General features: G+C 59.8%; 17 protein-coding genes. 6 read left to right on the top strand and 11 right to left on the bottom strand.

The window, feature by feature from the left end; genetic code table 11:
- Nucleotides 1-232 precede the first annotated feature (232 nt).
- Nucleotides 233-1,123, bottom strand: a complete 891-nt coding sequence (locus tag HGP17_RS27445; RefSeq protein ID WP_168813916.1) for an N-acetylglucosamine kinase — start codon at nt 1,121-1,123, stop codon at nt 233-235.
- Nucleotides 1,120-2,376, bottom strand: a complete 1,257-nt coding sequence (gene murA, locus HGP17_RS27440; RefSeq protein WP_168813914.1) for a UDP-N-acetylglucosamine 1-carboxyvinyltransferase — start codon at nt 2,374-2,376, stop codon at nt 1,120-1,122. The genes HGP17_RS27445 and murA overlap by 4 nt, the downstream gene beginning before the upstream one ends.
- A 224-nt stretch (nt 2,377-2,600) precedes the next feature.
- Between murA and HGP17_RS27435 the strand changes: the two genes are divergently transcribed.
- Nucleotides 2,601-3,461 (top strand): MurR/RpiR family transcriptional regulator, encoded by an 861-nt coding sequence (locus HGP17_RS27435; protein WP_168813912.1) that lies wholly within the window; start codon nt 2,601-2,603, stop codon nt 3,459-3,461.
- 100 nt (nt 3,462-3,561) lie between these two features.
- Nucleotides 3,562-4,338, top strand: coding sequence for an SDR family oxidoreductase (locus tag HGP17_RS27430; protein ID WP_168813910.1), 777 nt, complete (start codon nt 3,562-3,564; stop codon nt 4,336-4,338).
- A 121-nt stretch (nt 4,339-4,459) separates the two neighbouring features.
- On the opposite strand, the gene nadC is transcribed toward HGP17_RS27430, so the two are convergent.
- The 5 genes from nadC to HGP17_RS27405 all read right to left on the bottom strand — a co-directional run bounded on the left by nadC (nt 4,460) and on the right by HGP17_RS27405 (nt 9,606).
- Nucleotides 4,460-5,317, bottom strand: coding sequence for a carboxylating nicotinate-nucleotide diphosphorylase (gene nadC, locus HGP17_RS27425; RefSeq protein ID WP_168813908.1), 858 nt, complete (start codon nt 5,315-5,317; stop codon nt 4,460-4,462).
- A gap of 1 nt (nt 5,318) precedes the next feature.
- Nucleotides 5,319-6,860 (bottom strand): L-aspartate oxidase, encoded by a 1,542-nt coding sequence (locus HGP17_RS27420; protein ID WP_168813906.1) that lies wholly within the window; start codon nt 6,858-6,860, stop codon nt 5,319-5,321.
- Nucleotides 6,857-7,828 (bottom strand): quinolinate synthase NadA, encoded by a 972-nt coding sequence (gene nadA, locus HGP17_RS27415; RefSeq protein ID WP_168813904.1) that lies wholly within the window; start codon nt 7,826-7,828, stop codon nt 6,857-6,859. Before nadA ends, HGP17_RS27420 begins: the two co-directional genes overlap by 4 nt.
- A 69-nt stretch (nt 7,829-7,897) precedes the next feature.
- A complete protein-coding gene (locus HGP17_RS27410) occupies nt 7,898-8,800 on the bottom strand; it encodes a hypothetical protein (RefSeq protein ID WP_168813902.1) in 903 nt (300 codons plus the stop codon).
- A gap of 113 nt (nt 8,801-8,913) precedes the next feature.
- Nucleotides 8,914-9,606 carry a GntR family transcriptional regulator gene (locus HGP17_RS27405; RefSeq protein ID WP_168813899.1) on the bottom strand — a complete coding sequence of 231 codons (693 nt, stop codon included), beginning with the start codon at nt 9,604-9,606 and terminating at the stop codon, nt 8,914-8,916.
- A 214-nt stretch (nt 9,607-9,820) separates the two neighbouring features.
- Between HGP17_RS27405 and araD the strand changes: the two genes are divergently transcribed.
- Together araD and HGP17_RS27395 are read left to right on the top strand one after the other, a co-directional pair.
- Complete coding sequence (araD, locus tag HGP17_RS27400) at nt 9,821-11,557, top strand: L-arabinonate dehydratase (RefSeq protein ID WP_168813896.1); 1,737 nt, start codon at nt 9,821-9,823, stop codon at nt 11,555-11,557.
- Nucleotides 11,558-11,575: 18 nt separating this feature from the next.
- Nucleotides 11,576-12,301 carry a ribonuclease activity regulator RraA gene (locus HGP17_RS27395; RefSeq protein WP_168813893.1) on the top strand — a complete coding sequence of 242 codons (726 nt, stop codon included), beginning with the start codon at nt 11,576-11,578 and terminating at the stop codon, nt 12,299-12,301.
- Nucleotides 12,302-12,356: 55 nt separating this feature from the next.
- On the opposite strand, the gene HGP17_RS27390 is transcribed toward HGP17_RS27395, so the two are convergent.
- A complete protein-coding gene (locus tag HGP17_RS27390; RefSeq protein ID WP_246704252.1) occupies nt 12,357-12,905 on the bottom strand; it encodes a DUF922 domain-containing protein in 549 nt (182 codons plus the stop codon).
- A gap of 131 nt (nt 12,906-13,036) precedes the next feature.
- Nucleotides 13,037-13,573 carry a recombination regulator RecX gene (gene recX, locus HGP17_RS27385; protein ID WP_168813889.1) on the bottom strand — a complete coding sequence of 179 codons (537 nt, stop codon included), beginning with the start codon at nt 13,571-13,573 and terminating at the stop codon, nt 13,037-13,039.
- 259 nt (nt 13,574-13,832) lie between these two features.
- Between recX and HGP17_RS27380 the strand changes: the two genes are divergently transcribed.
- The gene (locus tag HGP17_RS27380; protein WP_168813886.1) at nt 13,833-14,864 is read left to right on the top strand and encodes an aldo/keto reductase; all 1,032 of its coding nucleotides are present in this window, start codon (nt 13,833-13,835) and stop codon (nt 14,862-14,864) included.
- Nucleotides 14,865-14,923: 59 nt separating this feature from the next.
- Here the strand turns inward: HGP17_RS27380 and HGP17_RS27375 are convergent, their stop codons facing one another.
- Nucleotides 14,924-15,958, bottom strand: coding sequence for an aldo/keto reductase (locus tag HGP17_RS27375; protein ID WP_168813884.1), 1,035 nt, complete (start codon nt 15,956-15,958; stop codon nt 14,924-14,926).
- A 92-nt stretch (nt 15,959-16,050) separates the two neighbouring features.
- Here HGP17_RS27375 and HGP17_RS27370 point away from each other — a divergent pair, with 92 nt between their 5' ends.
- Nucleotides 16,051-16,953 (top strand): LysR family transcriptional regulator, encoded by a 903-nt coding sequence (locus HGP17_RS27370; RefSeq protein WP_168813882.1) that lies wholly within the window; start codon nt 16,051-16,053, stop codon nt 16,951-16,953.
- Nucleotides 16,954-17,010: 57 nt separating this feature from the next.
- Here the strand turns inward: HGP17_RS27370 and HGP17_RS27365 are convergent, their stop codons facing one another.
- Nucleotides 17,011-17,670, bottom strand: a complete 660-nt coding sequence (locus tag HGP17_RS27365) for a peroxiredoxin (RefSeq protein ID WP_168813880.1) — start codon at nt 17,668-17,670, stop codon at nt 17,011-17,013.
- Nucleotides 17,671-17,779: the final 109 nt, after the last annotated feature.

The raw sequence follows: 17,779 nt of genomic DNA, 5'->3' as shown, positions 1-17,779 counted from the left end.
AATATTCCATGATGGGTTCACGAAAAACGTCGCGCGATCTCGACGTCTCGGACAAGATTTACGCTGCGATTAGGCGGTCAATGATCATCGGCGGGGCGAGCACATGAATGAAGGTCTAGATCTCACCACGGTCCGTGCGGACCGTTGCTAGCGCCCGGCGATTTGCTCGTCCAATGTATGGAACAGACCTTCCTTATCTGTAGAACCTATGACGACGAGCCACCCGCAATCGTCAGTCCTGGCAAACGGATCGCTTCGCCAGAATGATCGCTCCGGAGACCGCATCCCCGTCGATCGGCTTCAGGCGACGACGCACATCAGGCGCAAGCCATGGTTCCAATGGGCTTGCAAGTCCTCCAAGCAGGCAGACCCGCGGCGCCCCTTTGTCAAACAAACTGCGCACGAGCGTATCCACATGGCCGGCAGCACTTTGCACGATCCGGCGCGCGATCGCATCGCCCTGATCGGCATGGCGCAGGACCATGGGCGCGAATGTCGCATAATCCGTTGCCGATGCTCGGTCCATCCAGGCGACCGCCTCCATCGGTTCGTTCTGGAAGCGCTGCATCATTTCAGCCAGCAAGGCCGTCTTCTGCTCGCGGCCGTCATTGGCGCGCAGCGCCAGTTGCACGGCCTTCAGCCCAAGATAGGCACCGCTGCCCTCGTCCGAGATCGGAAACCCATAACCGCCAACCCTCAACTGCCGCCCTTCGACGAGACCGAGGCCGATGGACCCGGTGCCGGCAATGACGATAGCGCCATCCCGGCCGGAATGCGCACCAAGGCATGCGCCCTCACCGTCGCTGACGAAATCGACGCTGGCAAAGGGGTGTTCAATTGCCTTTAATGCATCAAGCGCACCCTTGCGACCGATCCCCGCCAGTCCAACCCCGGCATGTATGCGTGCGATGTCAGGGGCACCCAGCCCCGCTTCCTCGATGGCTGCATCGAAGGCCCGTGAAATCGATGCCCACGCTTCAGCAATCCCGAGACGAGTGGTGGCCGGCCCAGACAATCCCTGCCCGAGGATCGTCCCTTCGGCATCTTCGATGCGCGCGCGGCAGCCGGTGCCACCTCCGTCGATCCCGAGAAAATATGGCGTACGGTGCGCTGCGGTGGTCATGATGTCAGCCGTTCGATATCGGCACCGCACAGGCGCAATTTGCGATCGAGCTGCTCGTAGCCGCGATCGAGATGGTAAACGCGATTTACGATCGTTTCGCCCTTGGAAACGAGCGCTGCGAGAACCAGAGACACGGAGGCACGCAGATCGGTCGCCATCACCTGCGCCCCCTTGAGCGGCGCGCCGCCGCGCACCAGCGCCGTCGTCCCCTGCAAGGTAATATTGGCGCCAAGCCGCATCAGTTCCGGTACATGCATGAAGCGGTTTTCGAATACCGTCTCGCGGATCAATGTCGCGCCTTCAGCACAACAGGCAAGAGCCATGAACTGTGCCTGCAGGTCCGTCGGGAAACCGGGATAGGGTTCGGTGGTGATATCGGCTGCCTTGAGCGGACCGTCTCTCGAAACGACCAGACCGCGATCGCTCGGCCAGACACTGACGCCCATGGCTTCGAGCGCCTGCACGACGGACGCCAAATTCTCCAAGCGCGCATGGATAAGCTCGAGCTGACCGCCGGTGATCGCCGCTGCCACAGCATAAGTGCCGGCCTCGATTCGATCGGGAATGCCATGATGTTTGGCGGCGCGCCAGGCGGTATCGCCGTCGACGAGGATACGATGCGTCCCCGCCCCTTCGATCCGCGCGCCCATGGCGCTCAGGCAGGCCGCGAGATCCGCCACCTCGGGCTCGCGTGCAGCATTAAGGATCTCGGTCTCGCCCTTGGCGGTACAGGCCGCCATCATCGCCGTCTCTGTCGCACCGACGGATGGTGAACTCAAGACGATCCGAGCACCTCTCAGCCCGTTTGGCGCCGACGCGACGATCAGGCCACTTTCGATCGCGATATCGGCACCCAGGATGGAAAGCGCCTTGATATGCATGTCGACGGGTCGCGCGCCGATGGCGCAGCCACCCGGAAGCGAGACGCGCGCCTGACCAAATCGAGCGAGCAAGGGCGCAAGCACCAGTACGGTTGCGCGCATACGCCTGACGGTATCATAGGAGATTTCGGTCGACACGATGTTGCCTGCATCGAGCGTCGTTCCGTGCGAACCTCGTGTCACCTTGGCACCATGGAGTGCGACGACGCCGAGCATGTTTTCGACGTCGCTCACAAGCGGTAGGTTCGTCAACTCCACGGGATGCGGACTCAAGAGCGCGGCGGCAATCTGCGGCAACGCAGCATTCTTGGCGCCGGCAATAGTCACCGCGCCCTGCAGTCTCTTGCCGCCAGAGATGCGAAGTTTGTCCATGCTGAAAATCCGTCTAGGAAAAGGCAGACGATAACGCGTCGCTGTCAGTCATGTTCAAGACTATTCGACCATTCCATTCTGTCAACGGGAATTGGAATTTTTTATTCCAATTTGCTGTGCTAAGGTCTCATCGGTTTAAGCGCGATTGCCGACCTTGAGACGAGTGGTATCTTCGCCGTCCTCGCTTTGATCTTTGAAACGGCCGCGATGGCTGGAAAGGACACATGTCTATTCTCAGGAAAATCAGCGCCCAGCTCGAAACCATGGCCCCTGCCGATCGTCAGATCGGGCAATTCATCATCGACAATCCTGATCAGATGTTGCGGCTGTCGTCAGCGGCTCTGGCGGTGGAAACAGGCCGAAGCCAGTCGAGCGTCGTCAAGTTCAGCCAGAAGCTCGGTTATGCCGGCTATCAGGAACTGAAGCTTGCCGTGAGCGAGGCCAAGGCGCAGGAATGGCAGGCGCCCGCCGGCATGATCCACGGAACGATCGAAGTTGGTGACGGCTATCTCACGATCCTGCAAAAGCTGTTCAGCAGCAAGCTGCAGGCAATGCAGCAAACCATCTCAGTCAACAACGAATCCGATATCGAGAAGGCGCTCGAGGCTCTCCACGATGCCCGGCGCATTCATCTTGCCGGTGTCGGAGCTTCCTCGCTGGTTGCACGCGATTTTTCCTACAAGCTTATGAAACTTGGCCGCAATGTGCTGCACGACAGCGACAGCCATGTGCAAATGGCCAACGCCTCGACGCTGGGGCCGGATGATCTGCTCTTCGCGCTTTCCTATTCAGGGACAAGTATCGAAACTTTGCGCATCGCGGAACTCGCAAGCCAGCGCCAGGCAACCGTCATTGTGGTCACCGGACTGCAGGATAACCCGCTCGCCCACGTCGCTGATATTTGCCTTCACACCGTCGGTGATGAGGACCGCGTGCGCTCCTCGGCCATCACCGCCCGCGACGCCCAGCTCATGCTGACCGATCTGCTGTTCATTCTCCTGGTACAGCGTCAACCCGATGCTTACGATTATGTTCATAATAGCGAGACGGCCGTTTCCGTGCTGAAGGCAAAGCGTCTCTCCTGAGATCGCCTCCCGGTCACCAAGCTGTGACGATCACGGCCCTGTACGACCGCGATATCGCCACGTAGCTTTGCACCACAGCAAATCACACAGGAGAAATTCCATGGACCTTGGCCTCAAGGATAAAGTCGTTGTGATTACGGGCGGCTCTAAGGGCATCGGTTATGCCTGCGCAGCCCTCTTCCTGCAGGAAGGAGCAAGGGTCGCCATCTGCTCGCGCTCGCAGTCCAATATCGACGCGGCTCTTTCCAGGCTTTCCGGCGCACGTGGCTACGCCGCGGACCTGACCTCCGATGCACAGGCACTTGCCATGGTGAACAAGGTCGAGGCGGATATCGGCCCGATCGATATTCTCGTCAACAGCGCCGGTGCGGCGGCCCGTACGCCAGCCGACGATCTCAATCCCGCCATCTGGCGAGCCGCCATGGATGCAAAGTTCTTCTCCTATATCAACGTGGTCGATCCAGTCATCAAGCGCATGGGCGCCCGCCGATCGGGTACGGTGATCAATATCATCGGCAATGGCGGGAAGATCGCCTCGCCTGTTCATTTGGCCGGCGGCTCGGCCAATGCCGCGCTCATGCTGGCAAGCGTTGGCCTCGCCAACGCCTATGCCGGCAACGGCGTACGTGTCGTCGGGCTCAATCCCGGCCTGACGGAAACGGATCGTGTCGCCGAAGGCTTGAAGGCGTCGGCAAAGGCCGGCGGCATGAGCGAACAGGACGCGCTTGCCGACGCTTTGAAGCGCATTCCAATCGGTCGCATGGCCGATCCCGCCGATATCGCCAACGTTGTCGCCTTCCTGAGTTCGGCCAAGGCAAGCTACGTGACCGGAGTCGTGATCAGTATGGACGGTGCACAGGCGCCGGTCGTCGTTTAGACAAGGTCACGCAGCGGTGTTCGGCGTTTGCGCGGTAATGACATTCGCAAGATCAAAAGCTGAAAGCGCCGGACGCAAGGCCTGGAGATTGCGATGGGCTTCAGACCTGAGATCGGCCGCCTCAAGCGACGGCCTTCCAATCCAGCCCGATGTCGAGCGTCGGCGCGCTATGCGTCAACCAGCCGACGGATATGAGATCGACACCGGACGCGGCAACGATGGCAGCGGTTTGCGGCGTGATGCGACCCGAGGCTTCAGTGATGGCACGGCCACCGACAATATCGACCGCTTCGCGCAATTGATCCGGCGTCATATTGTCGAGCAATACGGCATCGATGCCCTCCTGCATCGCCTCGCGAAGCTGTACCAGCGTGTCCACTTCGACCTCGATCTTGACCAAATGGCCGACGCCTGACTTGGCGCGACGGATGGCCTCGCTGATGCCGCCGGCGATCGCCACGTGATTGTCCTTGATCAACACCGCGTCATAGAGCGCGAACCGATGGTTCATACCGCCACCAGCACGCACTGCGTATTTTTCCAGAGCGCGCAGACCCGGTGTGGTCTTGCGTGTACAGACTATGGACGCCTTGGTGCCCGCGATCGCCGCAACGATTGCGCCGGTCACGGAAGCAATGCCGGATAGATGCCCCAGGAAATTCAAGGCAGTGCGCTCTGCGGTCAGGAGGCCGCGCGAAGGCCCTTCGATCGTCGCGACGATTTCGCCTATGCCGACCTTCGTTCCATCAGGCACGTGGCGCGTCATGATAATTCCGGGATCAACCAGCTGAAATGCCAGCTCGCAGGTATCGAGGCCGACAATCACACCCGCTTGACGGGTGACCATTTCGACGCGAGAGCGATGCTCCGCCGGTATCACGGCGGTGGAGGTGACGTCGCCGGCAAGGCCAAGATCTTCAGCCAACGCGTTGCGTACCAGCGGTTCAACAATAAGACGCGGGAGGGGGGCAAGCATCATATCAGGCACTCCTTGCCATGGTTTGAGTGAGGACGGATCTGGCAACATCCCGTGCGTCGGACAAATGCATCGTGCGGCGTTGCGCGTGCGGCAGCTTCAGTGGAAAATCCGTGCGGGCGTGAGCGCCGCGCGACTCCATTCTCAAACTGGCGAAGACGGCGATCAGAAGGCCCACGATGGCCGGGTCAGTTGTCGGGCTCTCGCTTTCGCAAAGCGGTAGCAGAGCAGCGATCGCTCCGTGAATGGCGCCGCCATTGCGCAGGACACCGAGATGACGGGATACGATCTGCCGGACGAGGGTCAGATCCGGAGCGAAGGTCGTGGGAAGATCACTTTGCAACCTTCTTACGCGCCCATCTCTACCGGCTATATCGCGCGCTGCCCGCATACCCATGACGGCGGCCTCCAACAGCGAATTGCTGGCCAATCGATTTGCGCCATGCAGACCGGTCGACGCCGCCTCGCCTACGACCCAGAGGCCAGGGACAGAACTACGCCCACGTTCGTCGGTCGCTACGCCGCCCATGTGATAGTGAACGGCGGGACGGACGGGAATGAGATCGCTGGCCGGATCAACGCCCGCTTCGCGACAAAGGGTCTCGATGACTGGAAAACGCGTGGCAAAGCGCTGGCCGAGCGCGTTTCGTGCATCAAGGAACACCTTGCCGCCACGGGCGATTTCGGCGCTGATGGCTCTTGCGACGATATCTCGCGGCGCAAGCTCGGCACCGTCAACCGCAGCCATGAAGCGCTCGCCGCCTTCATTGACGAGAAGCGCGCCCTCGCCTCGAACCGCCTCGCTGACAAGCGCGAGCGGCCGCCTGCGGCTGTCGAGCGCCGTCGGGTGGAATTGCACGAATTCCATATCGGCGAGCTTGGCACCTGCCCTGGCCGCAAGAGCAATGCCCTGCCCGAAATTGCCGACAGGATTTGTGGTGGCGTCAAACAGGCCACCAATACCGCCGGTCGCCAGGACGACCTTCGAGGATGGCAATACGACGCTCCCCTTCTCGCCAAGGCAAAGAAGGCCAACAACACGATCGCCGTCCAGCAACAATCGCTGTGCCTGGCAGCCTTCAAGCACCGTGATCGACGGCGTGCGAGCAACGGCTCCGGCAAGTGCGCGCACGATGGCGGCACCCGAACCATCCCCTTTGGAATGGACGATGCGTCGCAACGAATGCGCGGCTTCAAGACCAAGGGACAGTTGGCCGGCGTCATCACGATCGAATTCGACGCCGGCACGCTCCAGCGCGGCAATGGTGTCGGAGGCTTCGGCAACGATCCCAGCAGCCATCGTCGCGTCGCAGAGCCCGTCGCCCGCACCCAGCGTGTCGGCCAGATGCAGCGCCGCACAATCGCCCTCACCTATGCTGGCGGCGATACCACCTTGCGCCCAGGCACTCGACGTCTCCCCGCCGATCAAGGCACGGGTGACGATCACGGTCGGTTCGGGCGCCAATGTCAAAGCAGTCATTAGCCCAGCAAGGCCGCTGCCGACGATGACGGTGCGGCCGTTCAGTTCTTCGAGGATCTCGCTCATATCGCCAGCATCCTTTCCACGGCACGGCGCGCATCGACGGCGATTGCGGGGTCGACCGTCACCTCATGCTGCCCCTCTTCCAAGGCCTTGCGTATATTGCCGAGGGTAATGCGCTTCATGTGCGGGCAGAGATTGCAGGGGCGGATGAATTCGACTGCCGGATGATGCACGGCGACATTGTCGCTCATCGAACATTCAGTCAGCAGCACGACGCGTGATGGACGCGTCTTGCCTACATAATCGGACATGACGGCGGTGGAGCCGGCGAAATCTGCTGCCTCGACGACATCTGGCGGGCATTCCGGATGGGCAAGCACCGTCACGCCCGGATAATTCTCGCGGAGATCGCGAATATCGCCCGCCGTGAAAAGCTCATGAACCTCGCAATGGCCATGCCAGGCGATCAGTTCGACATTGGTGTCACGCGCGACATTGCGCGCCAGATATTCGTCGGGAAGCATCAGCACCTTCGGCACGCCGAGAGATTCCACCACTTGCCGCGCATTGCCCGAGGTGCAGCAGATATCCGACGCGGCCTTAACGGCCGCCGACGTGTTGACATAGGTCACGACGGGTACTCCCGGATGTGCCTGGCGGAGCAACGCGATGTCCTCTGGTGTGATCGATTCCGCCAGGGAACAGCCAGCTTCCATATCGGGGATCAGCACCGTCTTTTCCGGGTTGAGCAACTTGGCCGTCTCGGCCATGAAGTGCACACCGGCAAGGACGATGATATCTGCATCCACTTCGACCGCCCTGCGGGCGAGCGCCAAACTATCGCCGACGATATCGGCAACCCCATGGAAGATCTCCGGCGTCTGATAGTTATGAGCAAGGATGACGGCGTTGTGTCGCCGCTTCAATTCGAGGATCGCCTCGACATCATCCTGAAACGACAGCCATTCGGCTTTCGGGATAACGCGGCTGACACGATCATAGAGGGAGGATGCGGATACGGGGGAATTCATGACCGACTCCTTATTATGCTCATTTTGAGTATATTATGCGCAAATAGATATTCTCAGTTTGAGTATATGTCAATTGCGGGAGAGCGGTAATTTCGTTCCGGCGAATTCGCGTTCTTCAAGCACGGTTCTGCGAAAGCGGAAGAGCTTGGCAGGGCGGCCGCCGGTTTCGCTTTCTGTGCCACCCGTCTCCTCGACCAGATCCTGCTGCTCGATTAGCCGGCGAAAATTCTGTTTATGCAGCGTCAACCCCGCCAGAGCCTCAACCGCCTTCTGCAAATGCAGCAAAGTAAACGTCGCGGGCATGAGTTCGAACACCACGGGGCGATATTTGATCTTGGCCCGCAGTCGCGCCATACCGGTCGCCAGAATACGACGATGATCGGCAAACATCGGTCTGCCGAAATTCTCCTTGAGGTCGCAACCCGCCTCTGTGACCAGCCGCGCCTCGTAAAGCAGCTCATAGCGCTGCAGAGCGAGATCCTCGTTCCATGGCAAGCCGTTCAGCCCAAAATCATAATCGGCGCGCCTGCGACGCTGGTCCCGCCGCGTGTCGTCTTCCTCGATCCAAGAAACGAGGCGCGCGGAAATCCTGTCGAGAATGGGAGGCACGCCATTCCGATGATCTTCCCAGGGAAGATACTCGTACCAGCCGTGCCAGCCCGCCATGCCGGCGCCGGAGGCGGCCTGTTCGCGTACCAGGCCGAGATAGCTGATGGAAATCGTTCGACCGCCGAGAATCTCGTTGTTTCGATCGCGATCGGCGAAGGTGTACAACTGCTCCAGATAGCCGACAGGATGAGCCGTCTGCTCCTGGACCCATTCCCGCAGTCCACTTTGTAGCGTCCGATGGCCGAGTTCGAAGGGACCGGACGGCAATGTATCGCCGGACCGAACTGTCATGACCCTCGGATCGCCGCCGGTAACGGCCGTCAGAACCGCAATCAACTCGGCATGTGCAAGCCCGATGGTCAAGCGAACCCCATGATATGTTTCATCGCTATCTTTCTCGCATGAAGCCGGGTCCAAGCCAATGCGCAGGATCTGTTGCTCCACATGTCCGAATAGACCCAGAGACTTCCGGACGACTATCGGCTCACATAATCCGGATGCTGTTCGCAGATGAGATCGATAATCGACAATGTTCCAGATAGGTGTTTGCGAAGCGCTGTGACCGCCGCCTCGGGATCACCTGCGCCGACGGCATCAACGATCATCTGGTGATCCGCGATGATCTGCTCAAGTTTTCCCGGCATTGGCAAATTCAGCATCCGCAGCCTGTCGAGATGGACACCTTGGCGCCGAACCGTCGACCAAAGGCCGAGAATATCGGCCCGCTCATAAAGAACCCGGTGGAAATCCTTGTCGAGGGTATCAAAGAGGTCATAGGTTTCGGGCGACATCACGCGTTTCTGGCGGGACAGGATGGCGGCGAACGCCTCGGCCGTCTCGGCGGGCGATTCCAGAGTAAGCCGCCGAATGGCTTCAAGCTCTATGGACAGACGCAGAAAATGTGCCTCGATGGCATTGCGGACATCGATCCGCGAAACGACGGTCGCATACTGCGGATAGACTTCGACGAGCCCTTCCTCCTCAAGGCGGATCAGGGCGTCGCGAACCGGAGTCTGACTGACATTGAACTCGCTTTGCAGCGAGAGGCGGGACAGGACCGTCGTCGGCGGCAGGCTCATCGAAAGAATGCGGGATCTCAGGATCTCCAGGATCTGCGGCGCGACTTGCCGCGAGCGATCCAGCGCAAATTCTTTCGGATTGAGCTTCACTGGCAGCCTTTCTGTCGGAGCGTTGGGTTGATTAGCCACAGCTTCAGGGTTGAAGCACTGATACATTAGTGCTTTAGTCCATTGGTGCCAACTCTGTTCTTGCAGTTGGACCGCTTGGGAGGAGTGAGCGCTGAGGTTTCGCTATCGGCAAGCATGCCGGGAGCCGAAGGTCACATCCCTTTTCGACCATCGTCACAAACAAGGCTCGAAGACTATGAACAGCAGGAAAACGCCGTCGGAACTTCGCAGTGCAAGGTGGTTTGCACCGGATGATCTTAGAAGTTCGGGGCATCGCTCGCGCACCATGCAGATGGGCTATGCACCGGAGGAATGGGTGGACAAACCCGTCATCGCCATCCTCAATACCTGGTCCGATGCCAATCCCTGTCATGCCCACTTCAAGCATCGCGTCGAGGACGTGAAGCGCGGCATCCTGCAGGCCGGCGGCTTTCCATTGGAGCTGCCTGCCCTGTCGCTGTCGGAAAGCTATGTGAAGCCGACGACGATGCTCTATCGCAACATGTTGGCGATGGAGGCCGAAGAGCTTTTGCGCTCGCATCCGGTCGACGGTGCCGTTCTGATGGGCGGCTGCGACAAGACCACGCCCGGCCTCGTAATGGGCGCGCTCTCCATGGGGCTGCCGATGATCTACCTGCCGGCCGGGCCGATGCTGCGCGGTAATTATCGCGGCGAATATCTGGGATCCGGATCTGACGCCTGGAAATTCTGGGACGAACGTCGCGCCGGCACCATTTCGGAAAAGGAATGGGTCGATGTCGAGGCCGGCATCGCTCGTTCCTACGGCCACTGTATGACCATGGGGACGGCAAGCACGATGACGGCCATCGCCGAGGCCCTGGGCCTGACCTTGCCCGGTGCCAGTTCCATTCCCGCACCGGATGCCAATCATATTCGCATGTCCTCGGCTGTCGGTCGCCGGATCGTCGAAATGGTCTGGGAAGATCTCGTTCCCTCGAAGATCGTCACACAGGCCGCCGTCAACAATGCCGTGGCCGTCGCGATGGCGACGGGCTGTTCCACCAACGCCGTCATCCATCTGATCGCGATGGCGCGACGCGCAGGCACCAAACTCTCGCTCGACGATCTCGATCAGGCTGGACGCACGACGCCGGTGCTTGCCAATATCAGACCGACGGGCAAGGCCTATCTGATGGAGGACTTCTATTACGCCGGCGGCCTGCGTGCCCTGATGTCAAAGCTTTCTTCCAAGCTCGATCTTACAACACTCACCGTATCCGGCGTCACCCTCGGCGAAACATTGGAAGGGGCAAAGTGCTACAATGATGACGTGATCCGCTCGCTGGACGACCCGATCTATCACGAGGGATCCCTGGCTGTTCTGAAGGGCAATCTCGCGCCGACTGGCGCCGTCATCAAGCCGGCCGCTTGCGACCCCCGCTTCCACAAGCATCAGGGCCCTGCACTGGTATTTGACAGCTATCCCGAGATGAAGGCTGCGGTCGATGATGAAAATCTCGATATCACGCCAGATCACGTTATGGTCCTGCGCGGCGCAGGTCCCCAAGGAGGACCAGGCATGCCGGAATGGGGCATGCTGCCGATCCCGAAGGCGCTGCTCAAGAAGGGGCACAGGGATATGCTGCGCCTCTCCGATGCCCGCATGAGCGGCACGAGCTATGGCGCCTGTATCCTGCATGTGTCGCCGGAATCCCATGTCGGGGGTCCGCTGGCGCTGCTTAAAAACGGAGACATTATCCGCCTGGACCTCGAAGCACGGCGCATCGACATGCTTGTTGACGAAGACGAACTCCAGCGCCGGCGCGACACCTGGGTCAAGCCGCCTGAGAAATTTGGCCGCGGTTACGGCTGGATGTTTTCGCGCCATGTGGCGCAGGCCGATACCGGCTGCGATTTCGATTTCCTTGAAAACAGCTTCGGCCCGACGCCGGGCGAACCCGACATCTATTGATTCCAAAGGATATATCGCATGAGCAATTATGTGCTGAGCAACGAAACACGCGACAAACTGATGGGCGTCGCGACACCGACGATCGCCACCGCGCTTTTCCGGCGCGGCCTGCGCAACCAGTTCATCCAGGATGTGCGACCGCTTTCGCCGAAAAAGACGAACATGGTCGGCCAGGCTTTCACGCTGCGCTACATTCCGGCGCGCGAGGATTTGAACACTCTCGAGGTCTTCCGCAATCCAGAACATCCGCAGCGTGCCGCGATCGAACAATGCCCACCCGGCTTCGTTCTGGTCATGGACAGCCGCAAGGACGCCCGTGCCGCCTCGGCTGGCTCCATCCTCATCTCGCGACTGCAGGTGCGCGGCGTCGCCGGCGTTGTCACCGACGGTGGTTTCCGCGATAGCCCCGAAATCGCCGCTCTCAATATCCCCTCTTATCATCATCGCCCATCCGCTCCGACGAACCTCACGCTGCATCAGGCGATCGAAATCAATGGCCCGATTGGCTGTGGCGACGTTGCCGTCTTTCCCGGCGACGTTCTCGTCGGTGACAATGAAGGTGTTATTGTCATTCCGGCGCATCTCGCCGATGAGATCGCCAACGAGACCGTGGAAATGACGGCTTACGAGGACTTCGTCACGGAGGAAGTCATGAACGGCGCAACCATTATCGGCCTTTATCCGGCGACAAGCGACGCGCCGAAGCAGAAATTCGCCGAATGGCGAAAGCAGAAAGGTCGCTAATCGTTTGTCACAAAGACGCAGCCGGACGCATGCCGCCGGCTGCACTGCCTATCCGCTACTCTTCCTTGACCAGCTTCAGAACAAGCTGCTGAAGGTTACCGCCGTCGCTGAATTCGACCTTGTCGAAATCGCTGTTTCGTCGCCGCTCCTTATTGGAAATCTCGCCTAGGCGCTTCGTCAACTCGACGCGGATCTTGCTGCACTTCGGATCGTCGGGCACGGAAAAACCAACGCTCATCGCCTCTATTTCCCGGACCATGTCCTTGATATACCCGCCATGCACGCGCTCGTGCGCTTCCACGCCGGCGATGAATTTCTGCCAGCTTTTGCGGACGGTCGCCGACAGCTGGGACGAGGGTTTCGGCAGGGTGTAGCTAATAACCAGCTTTGGTACATTGACCGTGATCGTACAGGCGCCGTCTGGCTGCGGCTCATATTTCCGCGTCCAGGTGAGCTTGAAGTCGGTATGGGCAATCGCCCTGATCTTAGGTCCGAGCAGCGGGCCGCGCTCGCCGATGGAATCGTAAAGCTCGCGCCCCGATGTTCCAGTGATCGCATAGGTTTTGATCGTCTCAGCCGCCTGCCAGTCCGCATGAGCGGCCATTGGGAACGAAGCAATGCATAGTGCCGCTACGATCGATCGAATCACTGCCTTCACGAACGTCCCCATATTCACCCCCATCAAGCGCGGCGAAGCTAGCTGGAGGTTGTGGGTATTTCAACGCGCTTATGGCGTCAAAATGACGAACTCGCGCTCAGCATGTCCTCGGCGTCCTCGCGCTCCATCTCGCAGACCCTTTTACCGGTCGCGAAACTGAAGCCATTGCGAGCAAAGGCGGAGAGTTCTTTCACTTTGCGTTTGTCGTCCATTTCGCCACGGCGGAAAGGTCCAAAGCCGCGTTTCCTGGCAAAGATGACGGCGGACTGAAGATCGTCCACGTCCTCAACGGCTGCCGTGACGGTTTCGCCGTCAATACCCTTGGAGGCTAGCTTGAAGGCGATGGCTTTCTTCGACTTGCCGGAGCGAACCGCCGAGCGCGTGCTGATCTCGGCGAAGGCGACATCGTCGAGCACTTTCAGCTCATAGGCGAATTTGACGGCGAAGTCGGCGAGCGCCTTGATCTGCTGATCGCTGATATCCTCGAATTTCTTTTTCGCCTTTTTGGTGATCGCATCGAACAATTGCTTCTCGGTCATCATACGGCGCTCGAGCCGATAAATGGTCGAGTTGCGCGCCCAGGAGAGCATGCGGCTTGTTGGTGTTTCATCCATCGATGGAACATCTGGCGAAAAAGGAATCATCACGCATAATTTTACGCAAGCCACGCAGCGCAGGCAATGAATGCGCTTGGTAATGATGGGATGATTGGCTAAAGTAGCTCTGCGGCCACAGCATTGAACATGCTGCGCGTCGAATCCCATCGACGGTGGAGGCCGTCTCAAGCACCACATTGCTATGGATCACGGAGCCTGCGGCTCACCCAACGGCTTTGCCGATCGGGCACCGGCGCTCCGTTCAGAGGAGGCAGGAATGGATTATCGCAAGCTCGGCCCAAGCGGGGCCGTCGTCACAGCCTATTGCCTTGGCACCATGACCTTCGGCGCGGAAGCCGACGAAGCCGCATCCCACAAGCTGCTCGACGATTATTTCGCCTGGGGCGGCAACTTCATCGACACTGCCGATGTCTATAGTGCGGGTAAATCGGAAGAGATCATCGGCCGCTGGCTGAAGGCGCGTCCGAGCGAAGCACGCCAGGCAGTTATCGCCACCAAGGGCCGGTTCCCAATGGGCAGCGGGCCAAATGACATCGGCCTCTCGCGCCGGCATCTGAACCAGGCTCTGGACGACTCTCTGCACCGATTGGGCATCGAGCATATCGATCTTTATCAAATGCATGCGTGGGATGCCTTGACCCCGATCGAGGAAACGTTGCGATTTCTCGACGATGCCGTGCGCGCCGGCAAGATCGACTATTACGGCTTCTCCAACTATGTGGGTTGGCACATCGCCAAGGCCGTCGAGATCGCCAAGGCGCAAGGCTATACGCGGCCGGTGACGCTTCAGCCGCAATATAATCTTCTCATTCGCGACATCGAACTCGAGATCGTCGACGCATGCCTGGATGCCGGCATGGGCATGCTTCCATGGTCGCCTCTTGGTGGCGGCTGGCTGACGGGTAAATACAAGCGCGACGAGGCGCCAACGGGTGCCACCAGGCTCGGCGAAAACCCCAACCGCGGCAGCGAGGCCTATGCCGGCCGCAATGCCCAAGAGCGCACCTGGGCCATCATCGATGCTGTCCGGGATATATCGAAGGCGCGCGACGTCAGCATGGCGCAGGTCGCCCTTGCCTGGACTGCGGCGCGCCCGGCCGTGACATCCGTCATTCTCGGCGCCCGAACGTCCGAACAGCTCGCCGACAATCTGGGTGCCGCGAAACTAACACTGACGGACGCCGAGATGGACAGGCTGAACGACATCAGCGCGCCGCAGCCCGCAGCCTACCCCTATGGCGAAAGCGGCCGGAACCAGCGCCACCGCAAGATTGAGGGTGGCCGTTAAAATATGGATGGCGGCGAGGCAATTCTTGGTCTCGCCGCCGCCTTCACCGCAAGGGCTTATCAGACCACCGGAGGATTAAGCCTGGCGAAACCCTCCTGACGCCGATATGGAAAGTAGGGATAGGGTGCTGCGACGGCGCTGACCTTGTCCAGCCTTTCGATCTGCTCTGTGGACAGTGTCCAGCCCACAGCGCCGAGATTTTGGCGCAGTTGCTCTTCGTTGCGCGCACCGATGATCACGCTCGCCACGGTCGGACGGTTCAACAGCCAATTGATCGCGATCTGCGGCACGGTTTTGCCGGTTTCGGTGGCGATCTGATCCAACACATCGACGATATCGAAAAGTTTCTCATCATCGACGGGCGGACCGAAAGATGCGGTTTCGTGCAGGCGGCTTTTCTCCGGCAGGGGCTGACCACGGCGGATCTTGCCGGTCAGGCGACCCCACGCCAGCGGGCTCCAGACAAGTGCACCCACCTTCTGATCTGCACCGAGCGGCATGAGTTCCCATTCATAATCGCGACCGGCCAACGAGTAATAGACCTGATGCGCCACATGGCGAACGAGAGAGTGCCGTTCCGAAACGGCGAGCGATTTCATCAGTTCCCAGCCGGCAAAATTCGACGCGCCGATGTAGCGAATCTTGCCCGCCTTCACCAAGCCATCAAGGGCAGAAAGCACCTCCTCTATCGGTGTCGAGGCATCGAAGGCATGCAATTGCAGCAGATCGATATAGTCCGTCCCGAGACGGCGCAGCGCGGCGTCGACGGATGTTATCAAGCGCGCCCGCGAAGTGCCCCAATCAGCCGGTCCATCACCCATCGGCAACGCGGTCTTGGTGGAGATCAACACCGCATCGCGCCTTCCCCGGATTGCCGCGCCCAGTATCTCCTCGGAAGAGCCGGCCGAATAGACATCGGCAGTGTCGAACAGATTGAGCCCTGCCTCCAGGCAAATATCGACGAGGCGGGTTGCTTCCGCCGCGTTTGTAGAGCCCCATGCGCTGAACAGCGGCCCGTTACCGCCAAACGTCCCTGCCCCAAAACTTAGGACGGGCACTCTGAGGCCAGAAGCACCAAGATTTCTGTAGTCCATCGTCTATCTCCTTTGCTTTCCCAATAGATAGACGCCCGCACTTGCATGATATAGATTGCCTGTAAGAAACAGATTTGTGACTTGAATTCATCATGTCCCGCCAAGACATCAATCGCTCCGGTGAAATGGAGGTCTTTGTCCGTACCGTGCAACTCGGCGGATTCACAGCCGCCGCTGCCGCATGCCGGATGACGCCCTCAGCCGTCAGCAAACTGGTGACGCGCCTCGAAAAGCGTCTCGGCGCCCGCCTGATCAACCGCTCCACGAGACGGTTGCAGCTGACACCGGAGGGCTGCGCCTTTTATGAGCGCAGTATGGCGATCCTCGCCGATATCACCGAGGCAGAGCGGCATGCCTCGGCGGGCGAAAGGGCTGCCGGCCATATCCGCATCAACACCAGCGCCTCCTTCGGCAATCATGTACTGGCGCCGCTCGTGCCCGCCTTCATGACGCTCTATCCGGACGTCACGCTGGAAATCTTCCACACCGACAAGGTCGTTGACCTGATGGAGGAGCGGGCCGATGTCGCGATCCGTACCGGGCCGTTGAAAAGCTCAAGGCTGACGGCGCGCAAGCTTGGGACGGCTCGCAACATAATCGTCGCGTCATCCGACTATCTGCAACGGCATGGAAAGCCCCGCTCCGCTGCCGAGCTTGAAAAGCACTGCCGCATCGATTTTGCCTATTCTCGTGCCGTCGAAGCGTGGCCCCTGCGGTTCGGCAGCGACATCAAGACCATCCCTATGGCGCTGAGCCTACGGGCGGGAGATGGCGAAGCCATGCGCCATCTGGCGCTTGCGGGAGCCGGCATGGCGCGACTTGCTGCCTTCACCGTCAAATCGGACATCGCCTCCGGCCGGCTGCGGCCGGTCCTGGAAGACCTCAATCCGGGAGACGTCGAGGAATTTTACGCCGTCTATATAGGTCAGGGGGGACCGCTACCCGCCCGCGTACGTGCACTTCTGGAATTTCTGCGCGAAAACGTGAAGCTCTAAAAAGCAATGCGGCCGTAGAGGCCGCATTGCATCGACTTGCATGATATCTGTCGCCGCTCAGGCAGATGGCTGGCGGGTCTTGCGGAGATACGGCAATACCGTATCGAAAGAACCGAAGCGGGTGATCGCATCTTCGTTGGAAACGGCCGCGGTAATGATGACATCGTCGCCCTGCTGCCAGTTAGCAGGCGTTGCAACCTGATGCTTGCTGGTCAGCTGGATCGAGTCGATCGCCCGCAGGATTTCCCCGAAATTGCGGCCAGTCGTCATCGGATAGGTGAGGATCAGCTTGATCTTCTTGTCCGGGCCGATCACGAAAACGGAGCGAACCGTGGCGTTATCTGCCGGTGTGCGGCCCTCGGAGCTGTCCCCGGCGCTGGCGGGCAACATGTCGTAGAGCTTCGCGACCTTGAGATCCTTGTCGCCGATCAGCGGATAGTCGACTTCGAAGCCGGTCGCCGTCTTGATGTCGTTCTTCCAGCGAGCATGGCTTTCGACCGGATCCACGGAGATACCGACAATCTTAACCCCGCGTTTGCGGAATTCGCCTTCAAGGCCAGCCATAGCGCCCAGTTCGGTCGTGCAGACAGGCGTGAAATTCTTTGGGTGAGAAAACAGAACGGCCCAGCCATCGCCAATCCAGTCGTGAAACTGGATTTCGCCCTGCGTGGTGTCGGCGGCGAAATCGGGAGCAATATCGTTGATACGCAAACTCATGAGACTACCTCCAAAATGTGACCTTCGTCGCATGCCCTGATGGCGATCAAAGAACACGGTCAAAAATTCGGCCGCACAATGGCGTCGAATGCTTCATATGAAAAGCCCT

Source organism: Rhizobium sp. P38BS-XIX (assembly GCF_012641435.1).
Taxonomy (GTDB): Bacteria; Pseudomonadota; Alphaproteobacteria; order Rhizobiales; family Rhizobiaceae; genus Rhizobium.
This window is presented reverse-complemented; position numbering and strand designations above follow the sequence as displayed.